This window comes from Bacillus sp. WMMC1349, from assembly GCF_013155385.1.
Classification (GTDB): domain Bacteria; phylum Bacillota; class Bacilli; order Bacillales; family Bacillaceae; genus Bacillus.
In genome coordinates this window covers 3,372,760-3,388,654 of the sequence record NZ_JABJUQ010000007.1, presented here as the reverse complement: position 1 = coordinate 3,388,654, position 15,895 = coordinate 3,372,760, and the positions used below count along the sequence as shown (strand labels likewise).

Here is a 15,895-nt window from a genome sequence, read left to right as displayed (position 1 = left end):
TTTTAACTTGACAACGTAAACAATTTTTCAAGTTCTGCTGAAGACAGTTCAGTAATCCAGCTTTCACTTTGAATGATTTGATCATTTAATGATTGTTTTGATTCGAGCATCTGATCGATTTTTTCCTCAATTGTACCTGTTGTAATCAGTTTATGAACATGGACAAACCGTGTTTGACCAATTCGGTATGCACGGTCTGTGGCCTGGTTTTCAACTGCTGGGTTCCACCACCTGTCATAATGAATGACATGGTTTGCGGCTGTCAAATTCAGACCGGTTCCACCAGCTTTTAAAGATAGGATCAAGATCGGAAATTCCTTGTTTTGAAATTGATCAACCATTCTGTCCCGTTCAAGCTTAGATAATGAGCCATTTAAAAATTTAACTGGCTCATTGAAAGATTCTTCAAGTTGCCGTTTGATCATCTCACCCATTCCGATATACTGAGTGAAGATTAGACAGCTTTCACGACTTTCACGAAGCGATTTCACCAATGTCACCAGTTTTTCAAGCTTGACAGACCGTTCTCCAAGGAGTTTTGTTTCATATTCCTTTAGATAGAGAGCAGGGTGGTCACAGATTTGTTTCAATTTGCCGAGCATGCTGAGAATCGAGGCTTTTCTTTCAATGCCTGTAAGGCTTGACATATAGTCAAACGTATCTTTTACAAGCTGTTCATAAAGTGAAGCCTGTTCTGCAGATAATGGAATAAACTCTTTTTCCTCCAGTTTTTCCGGGAGGTTGAGGGCGACTTCTTGATCTTGTTTTGTCCGTCTTAATAGAAATGGTTGAATCAGCTGTTGCAACTGATGGATTCGCTTTTCATCATGATCTTTTTCAATTGGCAAAACAAAGCGTTTCTGGAATCTACTGAGACTTCCGAGATAACCTTTGTTAATAAAATCATAGATCGACCATAGCTCTGTCAAGCGGTTTTCCATTGGTGTTCCGCTTAATGCAATATGATGCTGTCCTTTCAGTTTTCTAATCGCGCGGGACTGTTTTGTATGAGCGTTTTTAATATTTTGTGCTTCATCAAGACAAATACAGCTCCATGCCATCTGAAGAAAATCGTCAACATCTGATTGGGCAAGACCGTATGATGTTAAAACAATGTCTGCATCTTGATAAAGTTGCTGAAATGCTTTGTCTTTAGGCCGCTTTGGTCCATAGTGGAGGACAACTGTTAAGTGTGGAGCAAATGACTGAAGCTCACGCTGCCAGTTTCCAAGAACCGAAGTCGGTGCAATAATCAATGATGGTGTTTTTTGTTTCTGCTCTTTTAAATAAGCAAAATAAGCGATCATTTGAATGGTTTTCCCAAGACCCATGTCATCAGCAAGGCAGGCGCCAAAACCACACTTGCGAAGAAAAAGCAGCCAATCCAAACCTTCTTTCTGATAAGTCCTAAGCTGTCCTTGGAAATGTTCGCTGACAGGATATGGTGGGAGATCCTCGTGCTTGTTCAATTTTCTGATCATGTTTCTTAACTGAGATGACAATTCAAATTGAACTTCCTTGAACGCAGAGGTATCGATGACGTCGCTTTCTTCAGTTTGTCCCTTTTGATCTGTCAGCTCTCGTGCTAACACATCTGACATGTGCAGCCCTTCGGTTTCGGCACGTTCCATCAGTTTTTTCATTTGTTTAATAAAATTCGGGTCGATTTTGATCCATTGACCGCGAATATGAACAAGCCGTCTTTTATTGGCAACAAGCTGCTGAAACTCTTCCTCAGATAATTCAATTCCATTTGTGGCAAACCGCCAGTTAAAGTCCATTAAAGCATTTATTCCGACAAAAGATTCACCATGCCGAGCAGATGACACTTTCGCTTTTAGCAATATATTGCTGTCTTTCACGATTTGCCACCATGATGGAAGTAAAATTTCAGTACCGATATTCACAAATTTTTCACTAGCTTCAGATAAAAAGACCCAGGCTTCTTCTTCTGATAATAAAGTCGTACCTGAATCAAACGTAAGCCATGGAACCATTTTCTGAAACCGTTCTTGTTCACGACTAATTTTATCAGCATATCTCCGCCAAGACCTTTTCAATGTTTGCAAACCGTCGAAAAACTGGATTTCACCGTTTTTTCGATCACGCAAAAACAGTTCAATTTTCCAATCATCACCATCATGATCAGGTTCATTTAAACGGAGTCCAATCGTAAACGGCACAGAAGTTTCATTCCACCCGATCGTTTCGAGAAAGTCTTTTTCATCAAGAAAATAATCATTAAATGAACTGTTTGTTGAGAAATGCTTCATCATCATTTCCCATTTTGCTTTTAGATCATCATGGTAATTCATATAATCATCAACGGTATGGGAAAACCATTCAGCTGTAAATCCTTCCAATAGTTCTTCTTGATCCTTCCAGCGGAATACACCTTGAGTCCATGCATCATAATCGGGTAAAAAATCATCTTCAATGATAAATTCATAGATCGTAGAAGCTGTTTTCATCAAAGATTCTGTTTCTTTCGTAAGCACGACTTCACTAAAAGAGTTGAACGAGTTTTTACCGAGAAATTCGACTGCCATCCAAGGTGACAGAAGGACGGCTGATTTGTCCATATCTGCATCTTCAAGAAAAGTTCCATAAAAGGAAGATTCATGCCATTGGAACAAATGCCTTTCCATCTGATCTTGTGAAAGATAATGTCTATTTTGATCATAGCAAGACAAAGTAAACTTAAAATCGTTTAATTGTTCGACATGTATCACGATTTGGTTAAGATTCATCAATCAACTTTCCTTTCCTAAGCTCCTCTTGAAATGCTCGCAGTCTCTTATGGCGGGTTGTTAGTTGCTTTATATACCGCTTCCAGATGTGTTGTTTTTTCGTTCTTTTATAAAGGGTGCGCAGTTTTTTTAAATATTTAACGGCTTGTTTGTAAGCCGTGCGGTTTCGTTGCTCAATCAGCGCAGAAATTTCCCGGTGATAGGAAGGAATTAAAGCTTCAGGTGCTGAAACGGCAATATCTTTGAGCGCTCCCTGCCCGACTTCGGCAATTGAAAAACCGATAAGACTATGGAGCTCCATCCATTCGACAAACCGGTTTTCCCCATAGAGAAAACCGCTATATTCTGTAAAAGTATATGGTAGACAATGTTGACAATACCTTTCATACAAATGGTCATCTTTTGTGTGACGACTATAATCCCCCATCATAAGCAAAAATTCACTCAATACTTCACGAATATCTTTGTATGGTCTGTCCAGTTTGCAAAAACGAATTGTCAAGCTTTCAAGGGATGCATACCATTTTTTTAGACGTTTCCAATCCTTTTTCATGGTCATCATACTAAGCCATTGAAAAGTATATGGCAGCATGGCAGGAGAAAAGTCGTCTATTTTCTCTAATATAAGATCATCATTCTTTAAGAGAAATTCAAGATGATACCGTCCGAATTGTATGGTAGGCGACGGTTCCATTTCAGTCAAGATTTCAAGCTCTTTTTTCAGCCATTTTGGCCGGGCAAGCAGGGCGCTCCACATCATTTGAAATATTTGCAGTCTTTCATAATGAAAAGGATCATTTACGAGTATTAGCTTTCGAATCACAGCAGGAGTTTCTTCTAAAAATGGATCAAGTGAAAATGATAGTGCATAGGTGATTAATTCATCAATTGAGCTGTGAATTGTATCCATGAGCTGTTCGATATATGGATTTACACCAAAAAAATCTTGTTCGGGATGAATTCGACCATTTTCAAATAGCTGATTAATTGAAAACCATGTAGCAAGTGCTGCATGAATTTGATAGATCTTGTTTAGTTCTGGCTCTGATGGTGAGCGTTTTTTTATCACTGTGTAGTATCCAAAATAAAGGGATTGTATGGTTTGCTGTTTTTCTGGTGTTCGCTCTTCCCAACGCTCAAACTCCGTTTCGAAAAAACGGATCCAGTTTTCCAGCGTTTGAGAATCATCTTTAAGTTTGAACTGAAGCTGATTGACTGACAAGTGCTGCTGGTTATGTTTCTTCCAATTTTCTGTAAATGTTCCCAATTGATCATATTGTGCATATAAATATAAGTAAACAGCTAGCACATGGCGGCAAGGCTGTATTGCAGGGCATGAACAGTTGCTTTTTATGACATTAGAAAGATCGATATGAACTTTAACTGGAACGACATCTTGTACATAAGCAGCAGTAGAATTGTTGGTAAGCGGCTTGACACGATATACACAATCTTGTCTGTATAAAATAAGTGCCTTTTTCATCAGTTGAATGTTTTCTTGATTGCTTGGCAAAACATGCTTTAACTGCTCACCTGCTTCCATAACAACTGTCTTTGAAATCATTTCCTGAAGCATATTTATCGCTCCTAACCGAATCACTTTTGAAAAGTTTCCAATCTCTTTATTATAGCTTAATTTATTTATTCAAAAAAGATTTTCTAAAAAAGGACATAAAAAGGAATGGCTGTCGAATCATGTAATAGACCTATGGCAAAATAAGATTTCACATCATATAATGAAAAATGTATCGGAAATGTTTTAATTCATGGAAACTGAAAGGAAACGGATATGAATGAAAAGGAATTAAATCAAGAGGAATTTTTAAAGATTCTTATGCATGCTTATGACATTGGAGAAAAGTCTAAAGACATTACGACACAGGAATTACTTGAAGATTTGATTTTTCATATTAAAAATGGATATACAACGTAAAAAAGTTGCAAACAATAGTTTGCGGCTTTTTTCGTTTTTTTCGTATAGACTTACACTCGAATATCCCCGTTATTTGTCAATACAAATTTCTTACAAAAGAAGGATAAATGTGTATAATGAAGGTAACATTTTAATTGACTGAAAATTCAAATAAAGGGGGGATGTTCATGCAAGAGCAAATTGGTGGAAAAGATGTGTTCCTCGTGTTGAAAAAACGATTTGTTTTCATCATGTTGATGACCATTACAGCACTAACGGCAAGTACAGCCATTAATTATTTATTACTCACACCGATCTATCAAGCATCTGTTCAAATCCTCATCAATGGACGGCAATCGACAAGTATCAATCAACTCCAAACTAATCTTCAACTGATCAACACATATAAAGTAATGATCAAAAGTCCAGTTATTTTAAATAAAGTGCAAGAAGAGCTTAGTCTTCAAGAGACAGCAGAGGAACTGGAGAAAAAAGTCACAGTTGTTAATGAAAAAGAATCACAGTTTATCAGCTTTTCAGTAAAAGACAAAGATTATTCTAAAGCGATGAACATCGCAAACAAGATAGCTACTGTTTTTCAGAAGGATGTTAAAAAAATCATGAACGGCAACAACGAGATTCAAATTGTCGCAAAAGCATTGCCTCATCATTCACCAGAGCCAGTTAGCCCTCATAAAATATTCAATATTTCTATTTTTACAGTATTAGGTCTGTTAGCAGGTACAGGACTTGCTTTTCTATTTGAATTATTTAAAAATACACTAAAAAGTGAGAAGGACATAGAAAATACTTTAAAACTTCCTGTTTTAGGTAGTGTCTTATATACAAAAAAAGGACAGGCCCTTCGTTCGAATCATAAGGCTGATGAAGATTGCGTGGTACAGGAATAAAATCATGGTCACATTTAACTCAATCATTAAGTGCTCTTCCATCATCTTCCTGCTCTCGTCTCAATATCACATGTTCAAGCTTTTTGAAGTAGGAATCTCCCCTCGTTCAGATTTGATGTTTTAGTTAAAAGAATATGGGCATGATCTTTTGAGTATGTTTATAGAAAATGCCGGGCTTCTCTTAAAGAATCGAGCGGTCTATAAAAAACAGCCGCATCCAGTCCAGTGAAGACGGTTAGGTCTGTTGTAGAAAAAGGGCTGATAAGTTGCTGTGCTAACCGGCATTTACTGAAGCAGAGGGGGAGCGGCATGAACATTTCGATTGTTGGCACTGGTTATGTGGGCCTTGTGACAGGTGTTTGCCTCTCAGAGGTCGGTCATCATGTCACATGCATCGATATTGATGAAAAAAAGATTGGCTTATTAAAAAAAGGTGTTTCACCTATTTATGAACCAGGGCTTGAAGACATGGTGAAAACAAATCTTGCTAGTGGAAGGCTAACCTTTGAAACTAGTTTTGAAAAAGGTGTTTCTCAAGCAAATATCATATTTATTGCTGTTGGGACACCACAAAAAGAAAATGGTCAGTCAGATCTTCGTTATATTGAGAGCGCAGCAGAACTGATCGGTCGACACCTGAAAAACAATTGTCTGATTGTCACCAAAAGTACTGTTCCTGTTGGTACGACTGAGCGGATTTTTGAAATTATCAACCAGCATTTATCATGTTCAGTCCGAATATCAAAAGCATCCAACCCGGAATTTTTACGGGAGGGATCGGCAATTTATGATACGTTTCATGGTGACCGAATTGTTATCGGTACAGATGATAAACAAACCGCCGCTATACTTGAACAAGTTTTTCAGCCCTTTGGCATTCCAGTTTTTAAAACAGATATTAAAAGTGCTGAGATGATCAAATATGCATCAAATGCCTTTTTGGCAACAAAAATCAGTTTTATCAATGAAATCTCAAATATTTGTGAAAAAGTTGGGGCTGATATTGAAGCGGTCGCTTATGGGATGGGTCAGGACAAAAGAATCGGCGAGCAGTTTCTCAAAGCAGGTATTGGATATGGGGGCTCTTGTTTTCCTAAAGATACAAATGCGCTCGTCCAAATCGCCGGCCATGTAGAGCACAATTTTGAGCTGCTTAAATCAGTGATCAAAGTCAATCAAAAACAGCAAATGCTATTGGTTGAAAAAGCGCTCAAACGGTTAGGTTGTTTGCGGAATAAAACCATTACATTATTGGGGCTATCTTTTAAACCAAAAACTGATGATATGAGAGCATCTCCCTCGGTGGTAATTGCTGAAAAATTAACAGACCTTGGTGCAACCATTATCGGATTTGATCCGATTGCAACAAACAATGCTAAACACTTTTTACCGAAATCTGTACAGTATAGGGAAACCATTCAAGATGCAGTAAAAGGTGCTCATGCAGTCATGGTTTTAACAGATTGGGAAGAGATTAAAACCTTTCCATTAACCTCTTACAGAGATTTGATGGTTGAACCAATTATTTTTGATGGACGAAATTGTTATGAATTGAGAGACGCTGAAAGGGCGGGAGTTGAGTATCATTCAGTAGGTAGGCGTGAGGTTGTTCCAGTTCATAGTTAATGTCGAAAAATCACCTCCAATTGTTTAATAACAATTGGGGGTCATTCAAATTTCTACTCTGGAGACTGGACAGAAACATCTAAGAAATGTTTCAAAGCTGGATTTCGATTATCTTGTCTGTATGCGGCAACCCATTCTGCATAAATTGGCAAATCCTCAATTTCCTTGTAAACGACATCAATTTTAAATAATTGATGTGTAGGAGTTGGTACTAAGGCAATTCCCATTCCGGCTGACACTAAGCCAATCACCATTTGGTATTCGGTAGCTTCCTGAGCAATATTTGGAATGAAACCGGCTTTTTTACAGGTGAGTTCGAAATCTGTGTATAAAGAAGGCCATGCTTCTTTGGCAATTGCGACCAGTCCTTCACCTTCAAGATCCCGGAGCTTGATTCGGGATTTTTTTGTTAGTGGATGGTGTTTGGGAAGTACGAGTACACAATGACTTCTTTTCACTGTATAAGTTTTCAGCTCATTGTACTTTAACGGAGGATGCAATACTCCAATATCAATATGACCATTCAACAGAGCTTTCGTTTGATCTAATGTTGAAAGTTCCCGTAAATCGATTTTCACATCAGGATACTTTTTTCGATACTCCCTAATAATAGGAGGCATAATTTCATAAGTGGCAGAACCGACAAATCCAATGACAAGTTTGCCAAGTTCACCTCTGGCAGTACGTTGTGCCATGTCAACCGCTTGATCAATCTGAGACAGGCCTTCCTTGATCTGGTTTAAAAAAACACTGCCTGCAGATGTCAATTTGACGGTCCTCTTTGACCTTTTAAGCAAGGTTACGCCAATTTCACTTTCAAGTTGTTTGATCTGCTGGCTGAGCGGCGGCTGGGTCATTTTCAGCCGAAGAGCTGCTTTTCCAAAATGCAACTCTTCGGCTACAACAATAAAGTAGCGAAGATGGCGCAGCTCCATAATCACTCATTCCTTTCTGAATGCGATTTCAGTCTTTTTACATATTAATAGCAAGACTAATAAGTATTGGAAATGAATTTCCACAAGATGTATATTAATAATACAATAATTTTATTAAAAATTCATTGAAAAAGTTTGAAAACGAAGGAGTGAGTGTTTTGAATCATGTAGCCGCTAAAAATGAACCCCTTGTTGTTAGAGGAGCGGAGCTTGTGGTAGATTGTCTCCTTCAACAAGATGTTAAACACGTTTTCGGGATTCCGGGAGCTAAAATTGATGCAGTGTTTGATGTGTTAAAAGACAAAGGACCTGAATTGATCGTGTGCCGTCATGAACAAAATGCAGCATTTATGGCTGCAGCAGTTGGACGATTGACTGGAAAACCAGGAGTTTGTTTGGTGACTTCAGGTCCGGGAGCTTCTAATTTAGCGACAGGGCTTGTAACAGCCAATACAGAGGGAGATCCGGTTGTCGCTTTTGCTGGTGCTGTTAAAAGAGCTGATCGTCTCAAGAAAACGCACCAATCTATGGATAATGCAGCATTATTTAAGCCGATTACAAAATACAGTGTTGAAGTAGAAGACCCTCATAATATCCAAGAAGCTGTAACAAATGCATTCAGAGCAGCGGCTTCTGGACAGGCGGGAGCAGCTTTTATCAGCTTTCCACAGGATGTTATGACATCTTCTGTACCAGCCACACAGATTGGAACAATGTCAGTACCAAAGCTTGGTGCACCCCCAGCTGAACAAATCAGTGCGGCGATCGCCAAAATTCATAATGCTAATCTTCCCGTCGTTCTTGTTGGAATGAGAGGCGGAAGACCTGAAGCTGTAAAAGCGGTGCGCCGTTTACTTAAAAAAGTGAAGCTTCCGTTTGTTGAAACATATCAGGCGGCAGGAACACTTTCTCATGATTTGGAAGATCAATATGTCGGACGAATCGGATTGTTCCGCAATCAGCCAGGGGACATTTTGCTTGAAAAAGCAGATGTTGTTCTGACAATTGGTTATGATCCAATTGAATATGATCCAGTACTTTGGAATCAAAAAGGAAAGCGCAGCATTATTCATTTGGATGAAATCCAAGCCGATATTGATCATCACTATCAACCTGAACTGGAGTTGGTTGGTGATATCGCCATGACAGTTGCTCAAATTGAGCATGATTCACTGCCAATCCAATTTTCCAAACCGCATATTCATCTGCTTGCCCAATTGCAAGCGGCACTGGTTGAACATCAAGAACCTCCTAAAGAGAAAAAAACGGATCGCGTTCATCCGTTACAAATTGTGAAAGATTTACGCCATCTCATAGGAGACGAAACAACAGTCACCTGTGACATCGGTTCCCATTCGATTTGGATGGCACGATATTTCCGGTCATACCGTCCGCTTGGGCTGCTATTCTCAAACGGTATGCAGACACTTGGTGTTGCTCTACCTTGGGCCATTGCTGCAACACTTGTCAATCCTGGTCAAAAAGTTATCTCAGTCTCAGGTGATGGCGGATTTCTATTTTCAGCAATGGAGTTAGAGACTGCTGTAAGATTAAAAGCGCCGATTGTCCATCTCGTTTGGAACGACAGCACATATGATATGGTGGCATTTCAACAGGAAATGAAATATCACCGAACTTCCGGAATCGACTTTGGTGAGATTGATATTGTAAAATATGCTGAAAGCTTTGGAGCCAAAGGTCTGCGGGTACATTCACCTGAAGAGCTGAAAGAAGTGCTGCAGAAAGGACTGGATTTAGAGGGACCTGTTGTCATTGATATTCCAGTTGATTACAGTGACAATATTCATTTGGCGAGCGGGCATTTTCCCAAAGCGTTTGCCGAACAATTCAATAAAGAAACCTCTAAGCAATCTTGATCACAGCCATGCCCATACATTATAAAAAACATCAAGGGAGTGTAAAGGGGAAAATGAAAATGATGAGTAAACAAACACAGACTCAATTAAGCTGTCAAAACATTGATCAGGTTTATCAAGTCTCAACAATGATTTCCTTACTAGATGGTATCTATGATGGAGATTTTTACATGTCAGAAATAAAAGCTCACGGCGATTTTGGGATTGGAACATTTAATCAACTTGATGGGGAATTGATCGGTTTTGATGATCAGTTTTATCGTCTCCGTTCTGACGGAAAAGCCTATCCAGTTAAAGAGACCGATTGCTCACCTTTTTGTTCACTGACTTTCTTTCGCCCAGATGCATTGCACGAGATCAACAAGCCGATGACTTGTGAGCAATTTGAACAAGAAATAAAACAATTGATGCCGAGTGAAAATTTATTTTATGCCATTCGCATTGATGGTGTCTTTAAAAAAGTAAAAACAAGAACAGTTGAAGTGCAGGAAAAGCCATATCAGCCGATGGTCGAAGTGGTCAAAGACCAACCGATCTTTGATTTTGATCATATTAAAGGAACTATTGTCGGTTTTTGGACGCCGCAATATGCCAATGGTATCGCAGTAGCCGGGTTTCATCTGCACTTTATTGATGAGAAACGCAGTAGCGGTGGTCATGTATTTGACTATGAAATTGAAAAAGGCACAGTGCAAATATCTCAAAAACTAAACATGAACTTAAAACTGCCGGATACAACTGATTTCCTGCAAGCCGATCTAAACAGTCATGATTTTGAAGCTGGTATTGAAGCAACAGAAGGAAATCCTGAATGAACCCATTCGTGATCATGTGAATTGATTAACAAGCAACTGAGGGGACGGGAGTGAACTTTCCACCGGGGATTATATAAAAGAAGGGGCGTCCAATAAGTCAATTTTGATTATTGGACGCCCTTTTCACTGATATGTCAGCCGTTTTGAATCATTAATTTTTAACAATTTAACTCTTTTCGGAAAAGGAAAAGCCCTTTCATCTTTTTCTAACACCATTCATAATAAACTGTATCGTCCGTTCTTTCTCTTGCTCTTCATCCATATTTTCACTAATCAAAAAGCGGGTGATGATCAGACCAACAATTGAAGTAATTGTCATTCTGATAATGCTTTCAGCAGGCAGATCGGCAAGCTCGCCTTTTTCCTTGAAATATTCGATAATCTGTTTGAATTTTTCATAGACATGATCATTGAAAATGGTTTTAAACAGGTTTCGCATTTCCTCGTGGTAAAATACTTCCTGAAAATAAATTTTTACTACAGGAAAATATTTTTTAACAAAAGCAAACCGATTTGATAATATTTCTCTGACAAAATCTTCATATGATTCATACTGATGGTCGAACACTTCTTTTGCAAAGCTTTTCGCAAATTTAGGTGCAGCAGTATTGATAATCGTTGGCATCACAATTGACAGCAATAGGTCTTTTTTTGTTTTATAGTGCCTAAAGATCGTTCCTTCTGCAACACCCGCTTTTTTGGCAATTTCACTTGTCGAAGTGGATGCAAAACCTTTCTCGGAAAACATTTCAATTGCTGCCATGACAATTTTTCGCTGCTTCTCACTCATTTTGACTTCTTGATCATTGATCTGTAATAATTGTTCCAAAGCTTCACGATCCATATAATATCTCCTTCGGATTTCTGTCCTTTTATTATAATTAAGTTAAAAAAGGAACTCAACTGTCGGCTTTAGAGCTTTCGGTACTTTTTAAGAGTTAAAATGTTCAGTGAAGCAAACAAAATCACAAATCCGAGCAAAAAGACAATATCATTGATAATCTCAGTAAATCCCTGTCCCTTCATCATGACAAGTTTTAATGCGTCTGCCCCATAATAGATTGGCATGATATAGCTGAAACCTTGGAGCCAATCGGCCATCCCATCCATAGCAAACATGCCGGAAAAGAAGACTTGTGGAACAATGACAAGAGGGACAAATTGAATCAGCTGCAACTCATTGTTTGCAAATGTGGAAAGAAATGTGCCCAATGTCAGTGCAGTTAAAGAGAGCAGTGATGTCAAACATAAAACGATCCAGATCGATCCCTGTTGGTAAAGTCCGAGAATCTCAACCGAATACCACGTAATTAACACAGTTTGTAAGGTTGTAAATAATCCGAAACCAATACAGTACCCGCAAACGATTTCCCAACGTCTTAATGGAGTTGCAAGAATACGTTCAAGGGTGCCGCTTGTTCTTTCTCTTAAAAAGGAGATCCCAGCAATCAAAAAGACAAAAAAGAAAATAAACAGACCGACAAGGACCGGACCGACATGGTCAAAAGTCGTGAGATCCTCAGAGCCATAAGCATAAGCAATCTCAATATGCTGGCTAGCTTGTTTTGGCGTCTGGGATTTCTGGAGAATAGCTGCCACCTCTTTTGTGCTTGGATCACTTCCATCAAGAGTGATTAGTAGATTGTCTTTTTTTAGAGATATAAAAGCATCCAATCCGTCTTGATCAATTGTCTTTTTAGGTTCATTTTTCGAATATGAAGTCACTTCAACATGATTATTTTCAAGTGTTTGTACCAATTGATCTGGTAATTGGTAACCACCAACTTGAAAATCGGTTTTATCCTTGTCAAGAACAAGGGCAGTAAGGGTTAACACGAATAGCGGAGCGAGTAGCATCAGCATTAGTGTCCGTTTATCGCGAAAAAATTGTTGAATGATTTTAATGACTAACGCTTTAATTCTCATTTGATTGACCTCCTGAAACAAGAAAGACATCTTCTATTGAGTTGACTTTGTATGCTGTTTTAAATTCTTCTGGTGTACCAACACCAATTAATTTACCGTCCCGAATCAAACCGAGCCGGTCACACTTTTCAGCTTCATCCATGACATGTGTTGTAACAAGAATTGCAGCTCCTTTTGATTTTAAATGTTGCAGCTCATTCCAAATCGATCTTCTTAAGACAGGGTCGATCCCCACAGTTGGCTCATCTAAGGCGAGAACAGCTGGTTCATGAATCAAGGTGATGGCCAGAGATAACCGCCTTTTCATCCCGCCAGAAAATTGACTGACCTTTCGATGTTCATCATCAGTTAAGTTTACGAGACGCAAAACTTCTTTCATTTTTTGTCGTTTTTCAGCACTTTTAAGTCCATACAAATTTGCAAAAAAAGCTAAATTTTCTTTTGCTGTTAAATCTTCATACAATGCATCAGATTGTCCCATATAGCCAATCTTATTGAGCATCTCCAGATTAGGCATGTTAGTACCCAAAATTTTCACATGCCCTGCTGAAGGTAAGGTCATTCCGATCAGCATTTTAATCAAGGTTGTTTTACCTGCCCCGGAAGGTCCTAATAAACCGAATATCTCACCTTGTTTAATGGAGAAATTCATTTGTTCTAAGACCGTTTTTGAGCCAAAGTGTTTGCTCGTATTGATGAACTGAATGACTTGTTTCACTGTTGATCGCTCCTTTTACACATAGTGAGTGATTACTCACTATAAAAATAACACATTCGCAATCTCAATGGAAGTGATTACTCACTTTTTTATAATGTTGAAACTTAAGTTCAGTCTTTTTTCACTGAAAATTGAAAAAAGGTTAACAAAGAATAGATGACTCTAGATGGGTGATAGATAAACATTATCGAGAATTCATAAGGAGATGATGATCAAGTCTTCATGAAAAATAGGATTTTAAAAATTGTGAGGTGGTGGAGCAAGAATGAAACGACGATAATTCGCATGGTGTCTTCTAAAAAAGAAATTTATGATGAATTCATCCATCAAGTCTTATGGGAGCGGGTCTTGTGTTTTGTGGGTATTTCCATTAAAGTAAAAAATAACAATAGATCGGTTTTTTGTAGGGGCGTTCGGCTCACCTTCAGTTTAGAAAGAGGGGAGGTGAGAATATGACCGTGGAAAGCGCAATTCAATTGATGATTTCTTTTGGAATCGTGATTGTAGGGATTCTGTCGCTTGCCCATAGTTTTTCGAACAAAAAAAGTAAGAACGCCCCCGATTCCCACATCTAAGCGTTCTCACTCATGAGTTTTCTGGATAAAAAGCCGACTCCCTTACAGGAGCTATTCTATTGCTGATCGGAGATGTTGAGAGCATCTTCGATCTTTTTGTATTTACAGTATACTCTTCAGAATAAATTATATTCATGTTAGCTCTGTTTGTGTTTGAGAAGAAGCGTATACTGATTGTATATTGACTATATATTAATACGTAGTTTTATTGTAGCAACAAACACATAACATGTCCACAAACGAGACGTATTTTATGTTCTGAAAATCGACCAAAAAAGTGTACCAGAAAATAATTTTTTTGATGTACCATTTATTAATTTATTTTATGCGTCAGTTTAATGTCCTCATTTGAGCCACTAAAAACCATTGCCAACCGGTCAGAATCGAGAATTCATAGGGAGATGATGATCAAGTCTTCATGGAAAATAGGATTTTGAGCTCTCAATAAAGACTATGAGTTTTCACAAAAAAATGTATGTGATCGAAAACATTATAAAAACAAAATTAGGCTACATACCAACAAGATTGGATAAACACTTTTTTGATAAATATCTCAAAAACATGAAAAATCAAACAAAGAATTTTAAACCAATGATAGATTTTAATAAATTTGAGAATCAAACATAAAGTCTCCTTACAAAACAGATATTTGATATCATTTTCGATTATATATGCTTTTAACTATGAAAAATTGAAAATGTTAAAATACGTCTATGATTAAAGAAAGGGCGTCCTAAAAGTAGTGTGCATGATTGAAAATTGGGGAATTTGCTCGCTTTTCGCGGGTTCTCCGCGAAGCTGGTTCACTGTTCCTTTAAGAGTCTCACAATTCCCCCTGACATGTTGATAAAGACCTTTTAGACTGCCCTTTCTTAGTTGATGATAATCGCTAGATGGCTCACATCATTTTGTGCATCGTTTAAAATTTTTTTGTTTCAAGTTTTAGTGGTACTGGTATGGTTTTGTCAACTTTTTTATCGTTCAGAACATCATGTGCAGCCTGAACGGCAAGTTTGCCAATCAATTTAGGTTGTTGGGCGATGGTTGCTGCCATCTCTCCTGATTTGACCGCTTTGATTGCGTCCTCATTTCCATCAAAGCCGACAACTAGAATATCTTTTCCAGAACTTCTAATCGCTTCGATCGCACCGAGCGCCATTTCATCATTATGTGCAAAGACAGCTTGAATCTCGGGATTGCCCTGAAGTAAATTTTCCATCACATTTAATCCTTTTGTCCGATCGAAATTGGCGGTTTGTTTAGCAACAACTTTTAATTTTTTGTCAGCTGTTTTATGAAAACCTGAGCCGCGTTCACGAGTTGCTGATGCTCCTGGAACACCTTCTAGTTCAGCAACTTTTGTTTCTTTTCCAAGTCGTTTGACGATATAGTCAGCTGCCATTTGACCGCCTTTCACATTATCTGAAGCAACAAGTGTTTCTACTTTGCCGTTTTCAGCTGAGCGGTCAAGCGTAATCACTGGAATTCCGAGTGAATTGGCAGATTGGACTGCAGTTGAAATGGCTGCTGAATCAGTTGGATTAATAAGAAGAGCATCAACCCCTTGTTGAAGGAGGTCCTCTACATCATTTGTCTGTTTGGCTGAGTCATCTTGTGCATCAACAACGATCACTTCAATTCCTTGTTTTTTCGCTTCGGTAAGAACACCATTTTTTAATGAAACAAAAAACGGATTTTTTAGAGTTGAAACAGATAAACCAATTTTCATCGTTTTTCCTTTTTCTTGCTTGTTTTTCGCCCACTCTGGCGGTTCCAACGAACAAGCTGACACTAAGATAAGCGATAGAATTGTGATCACGGGCAGCCATTTTTTCATGAAAAATAACCTC

13 protein-coding genes are annotated in these 15,895 nt (G+C 38.3%); 6 read left to right on the top strand and 7 right to left on the bottom strand.

Annotated elements, in window-relative coordinates:
* Positions 1-2 precede the first annotated feature (2 nt).
* On the bottom strand, positions 3-2,750 hold the full coding sequence (locus HOO54_RS19695; protein ID WP_375335816.1) for a DEAD/DEAH box helicase: 2,748 nt from the start codon (positions 2,748-2,750) through the stop codon (positions 3-5).
* Positions 2,740-4,326: an SWIM zinc finger family protein gene (locus HOO54_RS19690; protein ID WP_172298260.1), complete on the bottom strand. Its 1,587-nt coding sequence runs from the start codon at positions 4,324-4,326 to the stop codon at positions 2,740-2,742. The genes HOO54_RS19695 and HOO54_RS19690 overlap by 11 nt, the downstream gene beginning before the upstream one ends.
* A gap of 213 nt (positions 4,327-4,539) precedes the next feature.
* On the opposite strand from HOO54_RS19690, the gene HOO54_RS19685 reads away from it, so the two are divergent.
* From HOO54_RS19685 to HOO54_RS19675, 3 genes are all read left to right on the top strand, one after another.
* A complete protein-coding gene (locus HOO54_RS19685) occupies positions 4,540-4,683 on the top strand; it encodes a YwzD family small protein (RefSeq protein WP_172298258.1) in 144 nt (47 codons plus the stop codon).
* A gap of 167 nt (positions 4,684-4,850) precedes the next feature.
* A complete protein-coding gene (locus HOO54_RS19680) occupies positions 4,851-5,573 on the top strand; it encodes a YveK family protein (RefSeq protein ID WP_172298256.1) in 723 nt (240 codons plus the stop codon).
* Between the two features lie 309 nt (positions 5,574-5,882).
* Entirely contained in the window at positions 5,883-7,199 is a 1,317-nt protein-coding gene (locus HOO54_RS19675) for a UDP-glucose dehydrogenase family protein (RefSeq protein ID WP_172298254.1), read from the top strand.
* 53 nt (positions 7,200-7,252) lie between these two features.
* Here HOO54_RS19675 and alsR read toward each other — a convergent pair whose 3' ends face one another.
* Complete coding sequence (gene alsR, locus HOO54_RS19670) at positions 7,253-8,134, bottom strand: acetoin biosynthesis transcriptional regulator AlsR (protein WP_172298252.1); 882 nt, start codon at positions 8,132-8,134, stop codon at positions 7,253-7,255.
* Positions 8,135-8,292: 158 nt separating this feature from the next.
* On the opposite strand from alsR, the gene alsS reads away from it, so the two are divergent.
* A complete protein-coding gene (gene alsS / locus HOO54_RS19665; protein ID WP_172298250.1) occupies positions 8,293-10,011 on the top strand; it encodes an acetolactate synthase AlsS in 1,719 nt (572 codons plus the stop codon).
* Between the two features lie 53 nt (positions 10,012-10,064).
* Positions 10,065-10,826 carry an acetolactate decarboxylase gene (budA, locus tag HOO54_RS19660; RefSeq protein ID WP_172298248.1) on the top strand — a complete coding sequence of 254 codons (762 nt, stop codon included), beginning with the start codon at positions 10,065-10,067 and terminating at the stop codon, positions 10,824-10,826.
* 196 nt (positions 10,827-11,022) lie between these two features.
* Here the strand turns inward: budA and HOO54_RS19655 are convergent, their stop codons facing one another.
* From HOO54_RS19655 to HOO54_RS19645, 3 genes are all read right to left on the bottom strand, one after another.
* The gene (locus HOO54_RS19655; RefSeq protein WP_172298246.1) at positions 11,023-11,670 is read right to left on the bottom strand and encodes a TetR/AcrR family transcriptional regulator; all 648 of its coding nucleotides are present in this window, start codon (positions 11,668-11,670) and stop codon (positions 11,023-11,025) included.
* A gap of 68 nt (positions 11,671-11,738) precedes the next feature.
* Positions 11,739-12,752, bottom strand: coding sequence for an ABC transporter permease (locus tag HOO54_RS19650; protein WP_172298244.1), 1,014 nt, complete (start codon positions 12,750-12,752; stop codon positions 11,739-11,741).
* Entirely contained in the window at positions 12,742-13,404 is a 663-nt protein-coding gene (locus HOO54_RS19645; protein ID WP_172299739.1) for an ABC transporter ATP-binding protein, read from the bottom strand. Before HOO54_RS19645 ends, HOO54_RS19650 begins: the two co-directional genes overlap by 11 nt.
* Positions 13,405-13,922: 518 nt before the next feature.
* Here HOO54_RS19645 and comI point away from each other — a divergent pair.
* The gene (comI, locus tag HOO54_RS24495) at positions 13,923-14,045 is read left to right on the top strand and encodes a competence inhibitor ComI (RefSeq protein ID WP_253907719.1); all 123 of its coding nucleotides are present in this window, start codon (positions 13,923-13,925) and stop codon (positions 14,043-14,045) included.
* 919 nt (positions 14,046-14,964) lie between these two features.
* On the opposite strand, the gene rbsB is transcribed toward comI, so the two are convergent.
* Complete coding sequence (gene rbsB / locus HOO54_RS19640) at positions 14,965-15,882, bottom strand: ribose ABC transporter substrate-binding protein RbsB (protein WP_172298242.1); 918 nt, start codon at positions 15,880-15,882, stop codon at positions 14,965-14,967.
* Positions 15,883-15,895: the final 13 nt, after the last annotated feature.